This is a genomic window from Pseudoalteromonas shioyasakiensis (assembly GCF_019134595.1).
Lineage (GTDB): Bacteria > Pseudomonadota > Gammaproteobacteria > Enterobacterales > Alteromonadaceae > Pseudoalteromonas > Pseudoalteromonas shioyasakiensis_A.
Genome location: NZ_CP077770.1, coordinates 2,802,875 through 2,817,128, shown reverse-complemented (window position 1 = coordinate 2,817,128; position 14,254 = coordinate 2,802,875). Strand labels below are relative to the sequence as shown.

11 protein-coding genes are annotated in these 14,254 nt (G+C 42.4%); 10 read left to right on the top strand and 1 reads right to left on the bottom strand.

Annotated features, from left to right (window positions below; translation table 11 throughout):
* Window positions 1–18 precede the first annotated feature (18 nt).
* The 5 genes from rlmD to eno all read left to right on the top strand — a co-directional run bounded on the left by rlmD (window position 19) and on the right by eno (window position 7,515).
* Entirely contained in the window at window positions 19–1,344 is a 1,326-nt protein-coding gene (gene rlmD, locus KQP93_RS13100; protein WP_217874761.1) for a 23S rRNA (uracil(1939)-C(5))-methyltransferase RlmD, read from the top strand.
* 7 nt (window positions 1,345–1,351) lie between these two features.
* The gene (relA, locus tag KQP93_RS13095; RefSeq protein ID WP_055197911.1) at window positions 1,352–3,511 is read left to right on the top strand and encodes a GTP diphosphokinase; all 2,160 of its coding nucleotides are present in this window, start codon (window positions 1,352–1,354) and stop codon (window positions 3,509–3,511) included.
* A complete protein-coding gene (mazG, locus tag KQP93_RS13090) occupies window positions 3,511–4,311 on the top strand; it encodes a nucleoside triphosphate pyrophosphohydrolase (protein ID WP_217874760.1) in 801 nt (266 codons plus the stop codon). Before relA ends, mazG begins: the two co-directional genes overlap by 1 nt.
* Before the next feature lie 157 nt (window positions 4,312–4,468).
* The gene (locus tag KQP93_RS13085; protein WP_054562242.1) at window positions 4,469–6,103 is read left to right on the top strand and encodes a CTP synthase; all 1,635 of its coding nucleotides are present in this window, start codon (window positions 4,469–4,471) and stop codon (window positions 6,101–6,103) included.
* Window positions 6,104–6,216: 113 nt separating this feature from the next.
* Entirely contained in the window at window positions 6,217–7,515 is a 1,299-nt protein-coding gene (gene eno / locus KQP93_RS13080; protein ID WP_055020681.1) for a phosphopyruvate hydratase, read from the top strand.
* 50 nt (window positions 7,516–7,565) lie between these two features.
* Here eno and mutH read toward each other — a convergent pair whose 3' ends face one another.
* Window positions 7,566–8,237 (bottom strand): DNA mismatch repair endonuclease MutH, encoded by a 672-nt coding sequence (mutH, locus tag KQP93_RS13075; protein WP_217874759.1) that lies wholly within the window; start codon window positions 8,235–8,237, stop codon window positions 7,566–7,568.
* A gap of 540 nt (window positions 8,238–8,777) precedes the next feature.
* Here mutH and rppH point away from each other — a divergent pair.
* The 5 genes from rppH to KQP93_RS13050 all read left to right on the top strand — a co-directional run bounded on the left by rppH (window position 8,778) and on the right by KQP93_RS13050 (window position 14,249).
* Window positions 8,778–9,296 carry an RNA pyrophosphohydrolase gene (rppH, locus tag KQP93_RS13070; RefSeq protein WP_054562240.1) on the top strand — a complete coding sequence of 173 codons (519 nt, stop codon included), beginning with the start codon at window positions 8,778–8,780 and terminating at the stop codon, window positions 9,294–9,296.
* Window positions 9,297–9,329: 33 nt separating this feature from the next.
* A complete protein-coding gene (gene ptsP / locus KQP93_RS13065; RefSeq protein WP_217874758.1) occupies window positions 9,330–11,606 on the top strand; it encodes a phosphoenolpyruvate--protein phosphotransferase in 2,277 nt (758 codons plus the stop codon).
* A 150-nt stretch (window positions 11,607–11,756) separates the two neighbouring features.
* Window positions 11,757–12,566 carry a sulfite exporter TauE/SafE family protein gene (locus KQP93_RS13060; RefSeq protein ID WP_054554352.1) on the top strand — a complete coding sequence of 270 codons (810 nt, stop codon included), beginning with the start codon at window positions 11,757–11,759 and terminating at the stop codon, window positions 12,564–12,566.
* A 14-nt stretch (window positions 12,567–12,580) separates the two neighbouring features.
* Window positions 12,581–13,384: a prolipoprotein diacylglyceryl transferase gene (gene lgt, locus KQP93_RS13055; RefSeq protein WP_054562237.1), complete on the top strand. Its 804-nt coding sequence runs from the start codon at window positions 12,581–12,583 to the stop codon at window positions 13,382–13,384.
* A gap of 13 nt (window positions 13,385–13,397) precedes the next feature.
* On the top strand, window positions 13,398–14,249 hold the full coding sequence (locus KQP93_RS13050; RefSeq protein ID WP_217874757.1) for a thymidylate synthase: 852 nt from the start codon (window positions 13,398–13,400) through the stop codon (window positions 14,247–14,249).
* Window positions 14,250–14,254 lie beyond the last annotated feature (5 nt).

The window sequence follows — 14,254 nt, the reverse complement described above, 5'->3', positions numbered from 1 at the left end:
TAATTAAGGTGTTGCCCGATGGCACAGATTTTCAAAGCCAAAAAGAAATCCGTTTCGCAAAAAATGCTAACCCTCAATGTCACTGCTATGGATCACCAAGGGCGAGGCGTTGCTAAGCAGGGAAATAAAGTCTGTTTTGTTAATGGTGCTTTGCCGGGTGAAGAAGTAAAAGCGTTATTGATTGAAGATAAGGCACGTTTTGCCAGTGCTGATTGTAAAAAAGTACTATCAGCCTCAGCGCATAGGGTTACTCCTTTTTGTCAGCATTATCAGGTTTGTGGTGGTTGCCAGCTACAGCACCTTAATGCAGAGCAACAATTGGTTGAGAAGCAAGCTGCGGTGAGCCAGCTGTTTAGCAAGTTTGCCAAAGCTGATGACTTAAATTGGCAAGCACCTCTGCTTAGTGAAGAGCGCCATTACCGTCGCTCTGCGCGTATTGCTGTAATGCATGACAAAGCCGCAAAGAAAATGCGCGTAGGATATCGAGCTCAAGGCTCTAAACAATTGGTGAGTATTGAAAGCTGTGATGTGCTGAGCAGCACTTTTAAAGACGTTTTTTCAGTTTTTGATGTTCTTATCAACAGCCATTCAGGTCTGAGTAGTATTAGTCACTTACAATTATGTGAAGCTGATAATGCGGCCTTTGTGGTTATTAGGCATACCAAAGCTATTAATGCAGAGTTAAAAGCCATAGTCGTAGCGGCGTGTGATGAATATAGCTGGCGTGTTGTGTGGCAATCACAAAGTGGTGAAATTGATCACAGTGACCATCCAATGCCGTACTACCAGATACCAGCTTATGATTTACGCTTTGAGTTTGGCCTTGAAAACTTTATTCAAGTTAACCCACAAGTTAACCAAGCTATGCTACATCAAGCAAGACAGTGGCTTGATTTACAAGGTCATGAACAGGTATTGGATTTATTTTGTGGTATTGGTAACTTTTCATTATTGATTGCAAAGTATGCTAAATATGTTATTGGTGTTGAAGGGGTCGATTCTGCGGTTGCATTAGCAAAACAAAATGCGCAAACTAACTCATTGTCGAATACCGATTTTTATTGTTTTGATTTAACAAAATCAATGCAATCAGCTGCTTGGTTTAGTGCCGAACTTGACGTGTTAGTTCTTGATCCATCACGTACTGGCGCAATGGCTATTTTAGAGCAGTTACCACTTACTCAATTTAAAACGATTTTATACGTCTCTTGTGATCCTGTTACTTTAGCCCGTGACAGTGCAATTATTTTACAAGCAGGCTTTAGCATTGAAAAAATTGGGCTTATGAATATGTTCCCGCATACTGGGCATATTGAAACGATGGCGTTATTTCACAGGAGGTAAAGCGCACATGGTAGCCACTAGACAGTCACATCAGCTAACTAAGCCGAGTGATTTTGCCAGCCGTATCGAGCTGTTAGCGCTAACAGAAGACAAACATACCTTATTAGAGCAGGCTCACCAACTGTGCCTGCACTGCGATGATGCAAAACGTGAAAATACAGCCATTGAGATGGTGGAGATTTTAGCTGAGCTAAATTTAGATGCAGACTCGCTTGCCACTGCTTTTTTAACGCCTTATTTTTTAGCCGAAAAAATCTCAATTGAGACAGTCACCGAAAAGCTGGGTAATCACGTTGCGTTATTACTAACAGGCGTAAGCCAAATGGCTACCATCAGCACCTTAGCCCATCAAGGAAAAGGCACAGTACAAATCGATAATATTCGCCGTATGCTGTTAGCCATGGTTGAAGATGTGCGCGCCGTAGTGATTAAACTTGCAGAGCAAGTGTGCCACCTGCGTGATGTGAAAGACGCCAGTGAAGAAGAGCGTGTCATTGCCGCTAAAGAAACACGCGACATTTTTGCGCCCCTAGCTAATCGTTTAGGGATTGGTCAGCTTAAATGGGAACTTGAAGATCTTTCGTTCCGTTATTTGCACCCAGATACCTATAAAAATATCGCCAAACAGCTGGATGATAAGCGCCTTGCCCGTGAAGCTTACATGGAGAACATGGTTGCTTTAGTAAAAGCACGCTTGGCTGAAGCAGGTATTGAAGGTGAGGTGTATGGCCGCCCTAAGCATATCTACAGCATCTACAAAAAAATGGCACAGAAGAACTACGAGTTCGACCAGCTTTTTGATATTCGCGCTATGCGCATAGTGGTAGAGCGTCTGCAAGATTGTTACGCTGCATTAGGTATCGTGCATACTAACTGGCGCCATTTAAATAAAGAATTTGATGATTACATCGCAACACCTAAGCAAAACGGTTATCAGTCAATTCATACCGTGGTATTTGGTCCAGAAGGCAAAACCGTTGAAATTCAAATTCGTACGAGCGAAATGCACCAAGATGCTGAGCTAGGTGTTGCTGCGCACTGGATGTACAAAGAAGGTGCATTGCCAGGACGTGGTTCAGGCTACGAGCAAAAAATTAGCTGGTTACGTAAGTTACTGCAATGGCAAGAAGAAGTTGTTGATGGCAGTGACTTAGCGGAAGAGCTTAAAAACCAAGTAGTAGAAGACCGTGTTTATGTGTTTACGCCTAAAGGGGATATTTTCGATTTGCCGCTGGGTGCAACACCACTTGATTTTGCTTATTACATTCACTCAAATGTAGGGCATCGTTGTATTGGCGCAAAAGTGTTTGGCAAAATTGTGCCATTTACTCACCAATTAAGCACCGGCGATCAGGTTGAAATTTTAACTCAAAAGCAACCTAACCCAAGCCGTGATTGGTTAAACCCATCGCTAGGTTATATTAAGTCTTCACGAGCACGCTCTAAAATCCATCATTGGTTTAAGCAGCTGGATCGCGATAAAAACTTAAGTGCCGGTAAAGAAATACTCGAAACTGAGCTGCAAAAGCTAGATTTAACAACCAAAGATCTAGCGCCAGCAATCGAGCGCTTTAACCTTAAAGGCCTTGACGACCTTATGGTTGCGGTAGGTGCTGGAGATGTTCGCTTAAACCAGTTATTAAACTTTATTAGTGACCGTGAGCATGACGAGCCACAAATTAAGTTTAAAAAACCAAAAAGTGTCACCGGCGATAAGAACGGTATTGTTGTAGATGGGGTAGGTAGCTTAATGAGCCATGTTGCTAAATGCTGCCGACCTGTGCCGGGCGATGAAATTATTGGCTACATTACGCAAGGCCGAGGGATTGCAGTTCACCGTGAAGATTGCGATTCGTTTGAGAAACTTCGTGAAAAGCATCCTGAGCGGGTGATATCAGTAAGTTGGTCAGACGATGTCAATGGCTCTTACTCATTGACGATTAAAGTTGAAGCGACCGATCGTTCAGGCCTTATTCGAGATATCAGCTCAGTACTTGCAAACGAAAAAGTGAATGTGCTGAACATGAACGTCAACACAGTAGAAGATAAGCAGCTTGCGCTGTTTTCAATGCAGGTTGAAGTACATGACTTATCAAGCACCAACCGCTTATTGTCTAAGTTACACCAAATCGAAGGTGTACATGATGCAAAGCGTGGTCATTCGTAATGGATGATAAACAGGCAATTGAGCAGTCGCTTGCAATTATGGCTAAACTACGGGACCCAGAATCTGGGTGCCCGTGGGATTTAAAACAAGACTTTAAATCAATAGTGCCGCATACCCTTGAAGAAGCTTACGAAGTAGCAGACTGCATTGAAAAAGGTGAGCTTACCGAGCTTAAAAGTGAGCTTGGCGATTTACTGTTTCAAGTCATCTTTTATGCTCAACTTGCCAAAGAGCAAGGATTATTTGATTTTACCGATGTGGCTAATACGCTTAATGATAAATTAGTGCGTCGTCATCCCCATGTCTTTGCAGAACAAAGTGAGCTGACTGACGCTGAGCTTTCGGCGCAGTGGCAGGCTATTAAAGCACAAGAGCGAGCAGAAAAAGCAGCTTCACCACAAATGAGCCTGTGGCAAGATATTCCCGATGCAATGCCGGGGTTATCAAAAGCGAAGAAGATTCAACAGCGTGTAGCAAGCCTAGGGTTTGATTGGCCAAGTTATCATGGTGCGCTCGATAAAGTTGCTGAAGAAGTAGACGAAGTAAAAGAAGCGCTGGCTCACGACCCTTATTCAGAGCACAGTGCAGAAGAGCTTGGCGATTTACTGTTTGCAACAGTGAATGTTGCCCGTCATATTAAGCGCGATCCTGAGCAATTATTACGAAGTGCCAATGCTAAGTTCGCGTCACGCTTTGAAAAAGTGGCTGCTTATTTAGGTGAACGTGGCCAGAGCCTAGAAACGGCTAGCCTCGAAGAAATGGACAACGCATGGGAAGCCATAAAAAAACAAGCCAGGTAAGTGCATTGTAGAGCAGTTTGGGTACAGTGTAACCAAGCTCGTTTTTTGTGCACTTATTTGCTAATTTTATCTGGATTGATAGCAGCCCCTTTGCTATAATATCGCCCCGTCTTGATTCTATATTATTCCTTTTAATTCCTGATATTCTAGGGTTCGCATGAGTACAAAATTTATCTTCGTAACTGGCGGGGTTGTTTCTTCGTTGGGTAAGGGTATTGCAGCAGCGTCATTAGCCGCTATTTTAGAAGCACGTGGTCTTAACGTGACTATTTTAAAGCTGGATCCTTACATTAACGTTGACCCAGGCACTATGAGCCCAATTCAGCACGGTGAAGTATTTGTAACTGAAGACGGTGCAGAGACTGACCTTGACTTAGGTCACTATGAGCGTTTCATCCGTACCAAGATGACTAGCCGCAACAACTTCACACAAGGTCGTGTTTATGAAGATGTATTACGACGTGAGCGTCGTGGTGAGTACCTTGGTGCAACAATTCAGGTTATTCCACACATCACAAACGACATTAAGCAACGTGTATACGACGGTGCTGAAGGTCGCGATGTAGCAATCGTTGAAATTGGCGGTACAGTTGGTGACATCGAGTCACAACCATTTTTAGAAGCAATTCGTCAGCTTGGCACTGAAATTGGCCGTGAGCGCGCATTGTTTATCCACCTAACGCTAGTGCCATTCTTAGGCCCTGCAGGTGAAGTTAAAACTAAGCCAACACAACATTCAGTAAAAGAATTACGTTCGATTGGTATCCAACCAGATATCTTGATCTGTCGTTCTGATCGTAAATTACCAAATAACGAGCGCGCGAAGATCGCACTTTTCACTAACGTTGAAGAGAAAGCTGTTATTTCATTACCAGACGTAGAAAGCATCTATAAGATCCCTGCGTTACTTAAGTCACAAGAATTAGATAACTTCGTATGTCGTCGTTTCTATCTTGAGTGCCCAGAAGCAGATTTATCTGAGTGGGAACAAGTGTTATACCAAGAGTCTAACCCAACAGGTGAAGTGACAATTGGTATGGTTGGTAAGTACATCGAACTACCAGATGCATATAAATCAGTAAACGAAGCATTAAAGCATGCAGGTCTGAAAAACCGTTTAACTGTGAACATCGAATACGTTGATTCACAAGATTTAGAAAGCAAAGGTACTGAGTTACTCTCTCACCTTGATGCTATCTTAGTTCCAGGTGGCTTCGGCGGCCGTGGTGTTGAAGGTAAGATCTTAGCGGCTAAATATGCACGTGAAAATAAAGTTCCTTATTTAGGCATTTGTTTAGGTATGCAAGTAGCGCTTATTGAATATGCGCGTAACGTTGCAGGCCTTGAAGATGCAAACTCAACAGAGTTTAACGCTAAATCAGCACACCCAGTTGTTGGTTTAATCACTGAATGGCAAGATGCTGACGGTAACGTTGAAATCCGTGATGAGCAATCTGACCTAGGTGGTACTATGCGTTTAGGTGCACAGAAGTGTCACTTAACACCGGGTTCTAAAGTAAGTGAAGTATACGGTAGTGACGAAATTGTTGAACGTCACCGTCACCGTTACGAAGTGAATAACCACTTTGTAGAGCAGCTTGAAAAAGCAGGCTTAAGTTTCACTGGTTTATCTGAAGATAAGAAACTAGTCGAAATTATCGAGAATAAAGATCACCCTTGGTTTATTGCCGCGCAATTCCACCCGGAATTCACGTCAACACCACGTGATGGTCACCCGCTATTTGAAGGGTTTGTTGCAGCTGCACATACTCACCAAAAAGCGTCATCGTAATTTAAATAGGCCGTGCTTTATGCACGGCTTATTTGTTTTAATAAGCCAATGGCATTAAGGATAATTAATAAAATTGGCACTAACTCACCATTTTCGGGAAAAGAGGAATCAAGATGTCAGAAATCGTAAAAGTGATTGGTCGCGAAATCATGGACTCGCGTGGTAACCCAACTGTTGAAGCTGATGTACATTTAGCTGATGGTTCATGGGGCCGTGCTGCAGCACCATCTGGTGCATCAACAGGTACTCGCGAAGCGCTTGAATTACGTGATGGTGATAAAGCACGTTACCTAGGTAAAGGTGTTTTAAAAGCAGTAGGCTATATCAATAACGAAATCGCTGAAGCGCTTAAAGGCCAAAACGCAGTTGACCAAAAAGCGGTTGACCAAGTAATGCTTGACTTAGATGGTACTGAAAACAAAGAAAAACTAGGTGCTAACGCTATCTTAGCTGTGTCTTTAGCTACGGCTAAAGCGGCTGCTAACTCTAAAGGTGTTGAGCTTTATGAGCACATTGCAGACCTAAACGGCACATCAGGTGTTTACTCAATGCCATTACCTATGATGAACATCATCAATGGTGGTGAGCACGCTGATAACTCTGTTGATATTCAAGAGTTCATGATCCAGCCAGTTGGTGCTTCAAACTTCCGTGAAGCATTACGTATGGGTGCTGAAGTTTTCCACAGCTTAGCCAAAGTACTTAAAGCTGAAGGTCACTCTACATCAGTAGGTGATGAAGGTGGTTTTGCTCCTAACCTTGAATCAAACGAAGCGGCACTTGCTGCAATCAAGGTAGCTGTTGCAAATGCAGGTTATGAGCTTGGTAAAGATATCACTCTAGCTCTAGACTGTGCGGCATCTGAGTTCTACGACAAAGAAGCTAATATCTACGACCTTAAAGGCGAAGGTAAAAAATTCACTTCTGAAGAATTCAACCACTTCTTAAAAGGCCTTACTGAGCAATACCCAATTGTTTCAATTGAAGACGGCTTAGATGAGTCTGATTGGGATGGTTTCGCACACCAAACACAACTAATTGGCGACAAAGTACAATTAGTAGGTGATGACCTTTTCGTAACTAACACGAAGATCTTAAAGCGTGGTATTGATAACGGTATTGCTAACTCAATCCTAATCAAGTTCAACCAAATCGGTTCATTAACTGAAACGCTTGCTGCTATCAAAATGGCTAAAGACGCTGGTTTCACAGCTGTTATCTCACACCGTTCAGGTGAAACTGAAGATGCGACAATTGCTGATTTAGCAGTAGGTACTGCAGCTGGTCAAATCAAAACGGGTTCATTAAGCCGTTCTGACCGTATTGCTAAGTACAACCAACTACTTCGCATTGAAGAAGTATTAGGTGAGAAAGCACCTTACAACGGTCTTAAAGAGGTTAAAGGTCAGTAATCAGGCTTAGCTTCATCAAGACTTTAAAAAACCTCCTTCGGGAGGTTTTTTTATAGCTGAAATTGTTGTTTTAGGATTTCGGCAGTAAAGCTGGTTTTTAGATAAAAGCCGCGAGGTAAGGTTTGTATTATCTGGCCATTTGGGCCAATTGCATCTGTTAGCGCTCTACTGTTGGCTGCTTTTGGCCTTATTTGCATTACATCGCCTAAATGCCCTGAAATTTCATCCACGCGACCAAGGGCGATTAGCTCCATTTGTTCTTCCCAATCACGCTGTAAAAGGGCATCTTGCTCTGCACTTGGCTGCCATAAAAAGCCACTGCCTATGGTACGGTGAAAAGGTAGTATCTCGCGCTCGCCTAAAATCGGTAACCACAAAACATGATTCAACTTTTTACGAACCGTACTTTGCTGCCAAGTCATTCCGGTTACATTTAATAGCGGTGTTACCGAAACAAAGGTTGTTTCGAGGGGCTTGCCTTTAAATGAAATAGGTAGGGTTTTTAGCTCAATGCCTAACTCTTCAAAATCAGGTGTTGGTTTTGAACCCGCTGTTGCACCAAGCACATATTCGATAAGTTGCCCGGTCCAGCCTTTTTCACGAAGTAAATCGTCAGGGGTTTTGAACTGATATTGCTCGGCTAGCTGCCCTAGGGTGAGGCCAGCAATATCATCAACACGTTGCATTAATTCGTTTATAGAAGCGGGTTTTATTGGTCGCATAAGGCGTTTATTTGATTGTCTAATTAACCGTATCATGATAGCAAATGCGTGCCTTAGTGGATATCTTTGTGTTTGGGTGTTTTTTGCGCACGTTAAGAGTGGGCTAAAAATAATCAGTTTTACTTTTGGATGTTCTGGTCTAACTAACTGATATTTAATTGTTTTGCTGTTTTTTTATGTTGTTTCTATTTCATTAATTAAACAGTTGTTTGTATAAATACAGATATATAAACATGTTTATCCACAGTTTCTGTGGAGAAAGTGGATATTTCAACTGTGGATTGTGGATTTGTTTGCAATTTAGGCATGATTTATAAAAGTTATGCACAAGCTGTGGGTAAGGTGGTAAAAATACGGTTGTAAATAGTTATTTTAATCAAACTGCACATTTTTATAATAATTACTTCGTAACATCTTGATTAAACATGTTTGTTAAAAAATAAATTTCCAATCTAATTTAGGCTTAGGTGTAAAGTGTTTGCTGTATCGCAGGTTATGTGGAACAATCAATAAAAATCGACTTACAAATGAGGCACTAAGGTGATTGATGCCGAAGGTTTTCGTGCCAATGTCGGAATTGTAATTTGCAATAATCAGGGACAAGTATTTTGGGCTCGTCGCTATGGTCAGCACTCTTGGCAATTTCCCCAAGGTGGTGTTGATGACGGCGAAACAGCAGAGCAAACCATGTACAGAGAATTACACGAAGAAGTGGGCTTGCTTCCTGAAGACGTTGAGATCGTCGCAAGTTCTAAACATTGGTTACGCTATAAATTACCCAAACGTTTAATTCGCAGAGACTCAAGTCCTGTGTGTATTGGGCAAAAACAAAAATGGTTTTTACTGAAACTTCGTTGTAAAGATGAAGATGTAGATTTACTTAAAACTCATCACCCCGAGTTTGATGATTGGCGATGGGTGAGTTATTGGTATCCGGTTAGGCAAGTTGTTTCGTTTAAGCGCGATGTATATCGTCGAGTAATGAAAGAGTTTGCTCCGTTTGCAATGCCGTTTAATAAACGAGAGCAACACAAAGATCATTGGCGACATAAACGATAAGGGCAACCTTATTTAAATCAAAGGAGCAGCATCATGTTAGCCACGCTCAGATCAATTGCTGAGGCAGTGTCGCAACAGGCGGACTTAAATAGTGCGCTGGGGTGTTTTGTGCAAATGGTAAAAGATGCCATGCAAACACAGTGCTGCTCGATTTATTTTGCAGATTATAGTCAAGATAACTTTGTATTGATGGCCACCCAAGGCCTCAACCCAGATGCAGTGGGTAAGTTTCGTATAGGCTTTACTGAAGGTCTCGTGGGTCTTGTTGCTCAGCGTGAAGAGCCTATCAATATTGCTTTTGCTAAGTCTCACCCTCGTTTTAAACTCTCACCTGAAGTTAATGAAGAAGGCTATAACGCATTTTTGTCAGTGCCAGTCGTGCACCAGAAAAAGGTTTTAGGGGTTATTGTTGTTCAACAAAAACTAGCCCGTGTTTTTAGCCCTGACGAGGAATCATTCTTAATTACGCTCTCGGCCCAGCTAGCTTCTCAGTTAGCTCATGCAGAAATAAAAGAAATATTACGCGTTGATGAGTTTTCCCACCAAACCTCAGTACTAAAAGGGGTATCAAGTGCACCAGGTATTGCCATAGGTGAAGCCTTTGTGGTGATCCCTAAACTTGACTTTAGTTCTATTGAACTGCAAAAAGACGACGATGTGAGCACCCAGCGTAAGCTATTTACCCAAGCTGTGGCTGCGACGCGTAACGAGTTTAATACCTTATCTATGACTCTGAGCGACTCTATTCCGCAAGAGGCACTGGCGGTATTTGATGTTTATCAGCAGTTACTTGATGCCAAAAGTCTTGGTCAAAATGTTGAAGCGCAATTACAACAAGGCTGGAATGCTAAAAGCGCCCTGAAAATTGTAATTGAGAAATTGGTGACTCAATTCAATGCCATGCAAGATCCTTACATTAAAGAGCGTGCTGTTGATGTTAAAGATATTGGTTTACGGGTTTTACATCACTTAGTTAATACTGAGCATGCGGCAAAACCTTACCCTAAAGACACTATTTTAATTGCCGGTACATTAACCCCCGCAATGCTTGCTGAAGTACCTAAAGGGCACCTCGCTGGGGTTGTGAGTGTTAATGGTGCGGCAAATAGTCATGCTTCTATATTAACTCGTGCTATGGGGATCCCTGCTATTTGGGGCATTGAAGATGTGCCGTTATTGCAATTTGAAGGCAAGCAAATGATTTTAGATGCCTATGCAGGGCGTTTATATATTTCTCCTTCACAAATGCTGCAAGAGGAATACAGTCAGCTCAAATATCAAGAAGCCTTATTGAACGACCGTTTTGTAGCAGAGCAAAACCTAGATGCCGTCACTAAAGATGGCGAACACATTAGCTTGCTACTAAACGCGGGTCTTGAATTAAATACCGAGCATGACAATAAGCCATTTTGCGATGGGGTAGGTCTTTATCGCACCGAAGCCTGGTTTATGCAAAAAGGCCAATTTCCTTCACAGTCAGAACAAGAAAGCTGGTATCGTGAAGTGCTCACTAGTTACCATCCTAATCCTGTGGTGATGCGTACACTCGATATTGGTGGCGATAAAGTTTTAGATTACTTCAATATAACAGAAGAAAATCCATTTTTAGGTTGGCGTGGTATTCGCGTGACCTTAGACCATCCAGAGCTATTTTTAGATCAGCTCAAGGCAATGTTAAAAGCCAACATTGGGTTGGGTAATTTAAAAATCATGCTGCCGATGATCAGTGGCTCAGAAGAAGTGGATGAATCGTTAAAACTGCTCGAACAAGCCTACTTTGAGTTAAGTGAACAATACCCTGAGCAAGCCATTGAGCGCCCGGAAATCGGCGTGATGTTAGAAGTACCTTCGAGTGTATTTATGCTTGAAGAGTGGTCGCAAAAAGTCGATTTTTGCTCTGTAGGTAGCAACGATTTAACCCAGTATATGCTGGCAGTTGATCGCTCTAATGCCCGCGTTGCTGAGCTATTTAACCCTTATCACCCAAGTGTACTTAGAGTGCTGTTAAAAATAGCACAAGAGTGTCAGCAACATGAGTTGCCATTTAGTTTATGTGGTGAGTTAGGGGGCGACCCTGAAGGCGCTTTACTGCTCATTGCGATGGGGTATCGAAGCTTGAGCATGAACTACGCTTCGATTAGTAAAATTAAGTTTGTGCTTAGGCGATTAAATGTCAGTGATATGGAAAAGTTACTTGCAGAGTGCTTATTACAACCAACGGCAAAGCATGTACTTAGGTTGACACGTAACTTTATGATCGAACATCAACTCGGTGAGCTTTTTTACACCCCAAGCCAAGGTCAATCATGAGGGAAAATTGTGCTGTGAACCACTATTACTTGCAATCAATGCCTTGCCTAAATCGCTTTTAATTCCAACTGAAACTCGCATCTTGAGGTGGTTTGGGTATATATATTAGTTTAGTATATGTATATAACAAATTGAATATATGAGTGTGCTATGCATGACGTAATACTTTTAATGGTGTACTGCGCAATTTTGGGCAGCGTGGTTGGATTTTTAGCAGGATTATTAGGTATTGGTGGCGGTCTTATTATCGTACCGGTGCTTAGTGCGCTATTAGTGTCGTTTAATGTTGCCGACCCAAGCCATGTATTAGTTATCGCGATAGCAACCTCGTTAGCATCCATTATTTTTACCTCGACTTCTTCAGCCTTTGCTCATCATCGTAATGCTAACGTGCCTTGGGAAATTGCTCCTTGGGTTATGACTGGCGTTGGTCTTGGCGCATTGATCAGTGGCTTTGCAGCAAGCTTTATTCCTGAGCAATTGCTGCGCTTTGTTTTTGCCGGTAGCGTGGTGTTTATCGCACTTAGAATGGTGTTATCGACACGTAAAAAAGCCGCCAGTGAAAAGCCGCTTCCATCAGGGCCTATTCTTGGCTTTTTATGTGCCATAATGGGGGCGCTGTCAGGGCTAATTGGTATTGGTGGTGGGGCGCTTATTGTGCCGCTACTGCATTATTTTTCCGTTGATATTAAAAAGGCCATTGGTTGTGCTGCTGCATGTGGTATTGTCATTGCGCTGTTCGGCTCGGTGGGTTACGTATCTGCTGGGTGGCAATTAACATCTTTCAGTGATGGATTTGCCGGATTTGTGTATTTACCTGCGTTAGTCGGGATTGTGGTTACCTCGTCGCTCATTGCGCCAATAGGTGCCAAGGCCACGCATTACTTGCCTGTGGCAACAATAAAAAAAGTATTCGCGCTATTACTTGTCATAATTGCGCTTAAAATGGTGTTTAGTTAAAGGTTTTTATTTTTATGGCTCTTCAATTTCCAGATATCGATCCGGTTATTTTTTCGGTAGGCCCGCTCAGCGTACGTTGGTACGGTTTAATGTATTTAATTGGTTTTGCTTTGGCGATGTGGCTTGCTAATCGTCAAGCAGAAAAACCAAACTCAGGTTGGACAAAAGAACAAGTTAGTGACTTATTATTTTACGGCATGCTCGGGGTAATACTCGGTGGCCGTATTGGTTATGTATTGTTTTATCAGTTCAGCTACTTTATTGAAAACCCACTGTACTTATTCAGAATTGACCAAGGTGGTATGTCGTTCCATGGCGGTACGCTAGGTGTGATTACAGCCATTGCTATTTTTGCCTGGACACGTAAAAAATCATTATTTGAAGTGGGCGATTTTGTAGTGCCACTGGTGCCGCTTGGTTTACTAGCTGGACGTATTGGTAACTTTATTAATGGCGAACTATGGGGCCGAGTGACTGATGTACCTTGGGCGTTTATTTTCCCATCAGGGGGCCCAGAGCCTCGTCATCCATCACAATTATACGAAGCCTTTTTAGAAGGTTTGGTGCTGTTCTTAATCTTACAATGGTTTATTAAAAAGCCTCGTCCAGCGGGAAGTGTTGCTGGGGTGTTCTTACTTGGCTATGGCGTGTTTAGATTTATTGTTGAATATTTCCGTGAGCCAGATGCTCATTTAGGTTTATTCGCAGGCTTTATCTCGATGGGGCAAATACTGTCATTGCCGATGGTAATTGGTGGCCTTGGTTTGTTAATATGGGCCTATAAAAAGCCGCAACACAGCGTGGCAAGTAAAGCATAACAAGAGCAAATCAATGAAACAGTATTTAGATTTATGTCAGCGTATTGTTGACGAAGGTGTGTGGGTTGAGAACAAACGCACTGGTACCAAGTGTTTAACCGTTATTAATGCCGATCTTGAATATGATGTGGCAAATAATAAGTTTCCGCTAATAACAACGCGCAAGAGCTTTTATAAAGCGGCGATTGCGGAGTTACTTGGTTATTTACGTGGTTACGACAGCGCTGCGCAGTTTCGTGATATCGGCTGTATGACTTGGAATGCTAACGCAAACGAAAACAAAGCTTGGCTAGAAAACCCGCATCGTCGTGGTGAAGATGATATGGGTCGAGTGTATGGTGTGCAAGGCCGCAGTTGGCAACGCCCGGATGGCAGCCACCTTGATCAACTTAAAAAAGTTATCGATAACTTGTCAAAAGGGATTGATGATCGAGGTGAAATCGTCACTTTTTATAACCCAGGTGAGTTTGAGCTAGGTTGTTTACGTCCTTGTATGCACACGCACACCTTTTCTTTGTTGGGCGATACTCTATACTTAACATCATACCAACGTAGCTGTGATGTGCCGTTGGGTTTGAACTTTAATCAAATTCAATGTTTTGTGTTGCTTGCATTAGTTGCGCAAATCACTGGTCACAAGCCGGGTAAGGCGTATCATAAAGTAGCGAATGCGCATATTTATGAAAACCAACTTGAGTTGATGCGTGATGTGCAGCTTAAGCGTGAGCCTTTCGCGTCGCCAGAATTAAAAATAAACCCAAACATTAAATCACTAGAAGACATTGAAACCTGGGTTACAAAAGATGATTTTGAAGTAGTAGGTTATCAGTGTCACGATGCAATTAAGTATCCGTTTTCAGTGTAAGAACA

Excerpts from the sequence above, each read along its gene's own strand:
- ptsP (WP_217874758.1), top strand. The coding sequence starts at position 9,330 with ATGTTAGCCACGCTCAGATCAATTGCTGAGGCAGTGTCGCAACAGGCG.
- KQP93_RS13050 (WP_217874757.1), top strand. The coding sequence starts at position 13,398 with ATGAAACAGTATTTAGATTTATGTCAGCGTATTGTTGACGAAGGTGTG.
- relA (WP_055197911.1), top strand. The coding sequence starts at position 1,352 with ATGGTAGCCACTAGACAGTCACATCAGCTAACTAAGCCGAGTGATTTT.
- rlmD (WP_217874761.1), top strand. The coding sequence starts at position 19 with ATGGCACAGATTTTCAAAGCCAAAAAGAAATCCGTTTCGCAAAAAATG.
- mazG (WP_217874760.1), top strand. The coding sequence starts at position 3,511 with ATGGATGATAAACAGGCAATTGAGCAGTCGCTTGCAATTATGGCTAAA.
- KQP93_RS13060 (WP_054554352.1), top strand. The coding sequence starts at position 11,757 with ATGCATGACGTAATACTTTTAATGGTGTACTGCGCAATTTTGGGCAGC.
- lgt (WP_054562237.1), top strand. The coding sequence starts at position 12,581 with ATGGCTCTTCAATTTCCAGATATCGATCCGGTTATTTTTTCGGTAGGC.
- KQP93_RS13085 (WP_054562242.1), top strand. The coding sequence starts at position 4,469 with ATGAGTACAAAATTTATCTTCGTAACTGGCGGGGTTGTTTCTTCGTTG.
- eno (WP_055020681.1), top strand. The coding sequence starts at position 6,217 with ATGTCAGAAATCGTAAAAGTGATTGGTCGCGAAATCATGGACTCGCGT.
- mutH (WP_217874759.1), bottom strand. The coding sequence starts at position 8,237 with ATGCGACCAATAAAACCCGCTTCTATAAACGAATTAATGCAACGTGTT.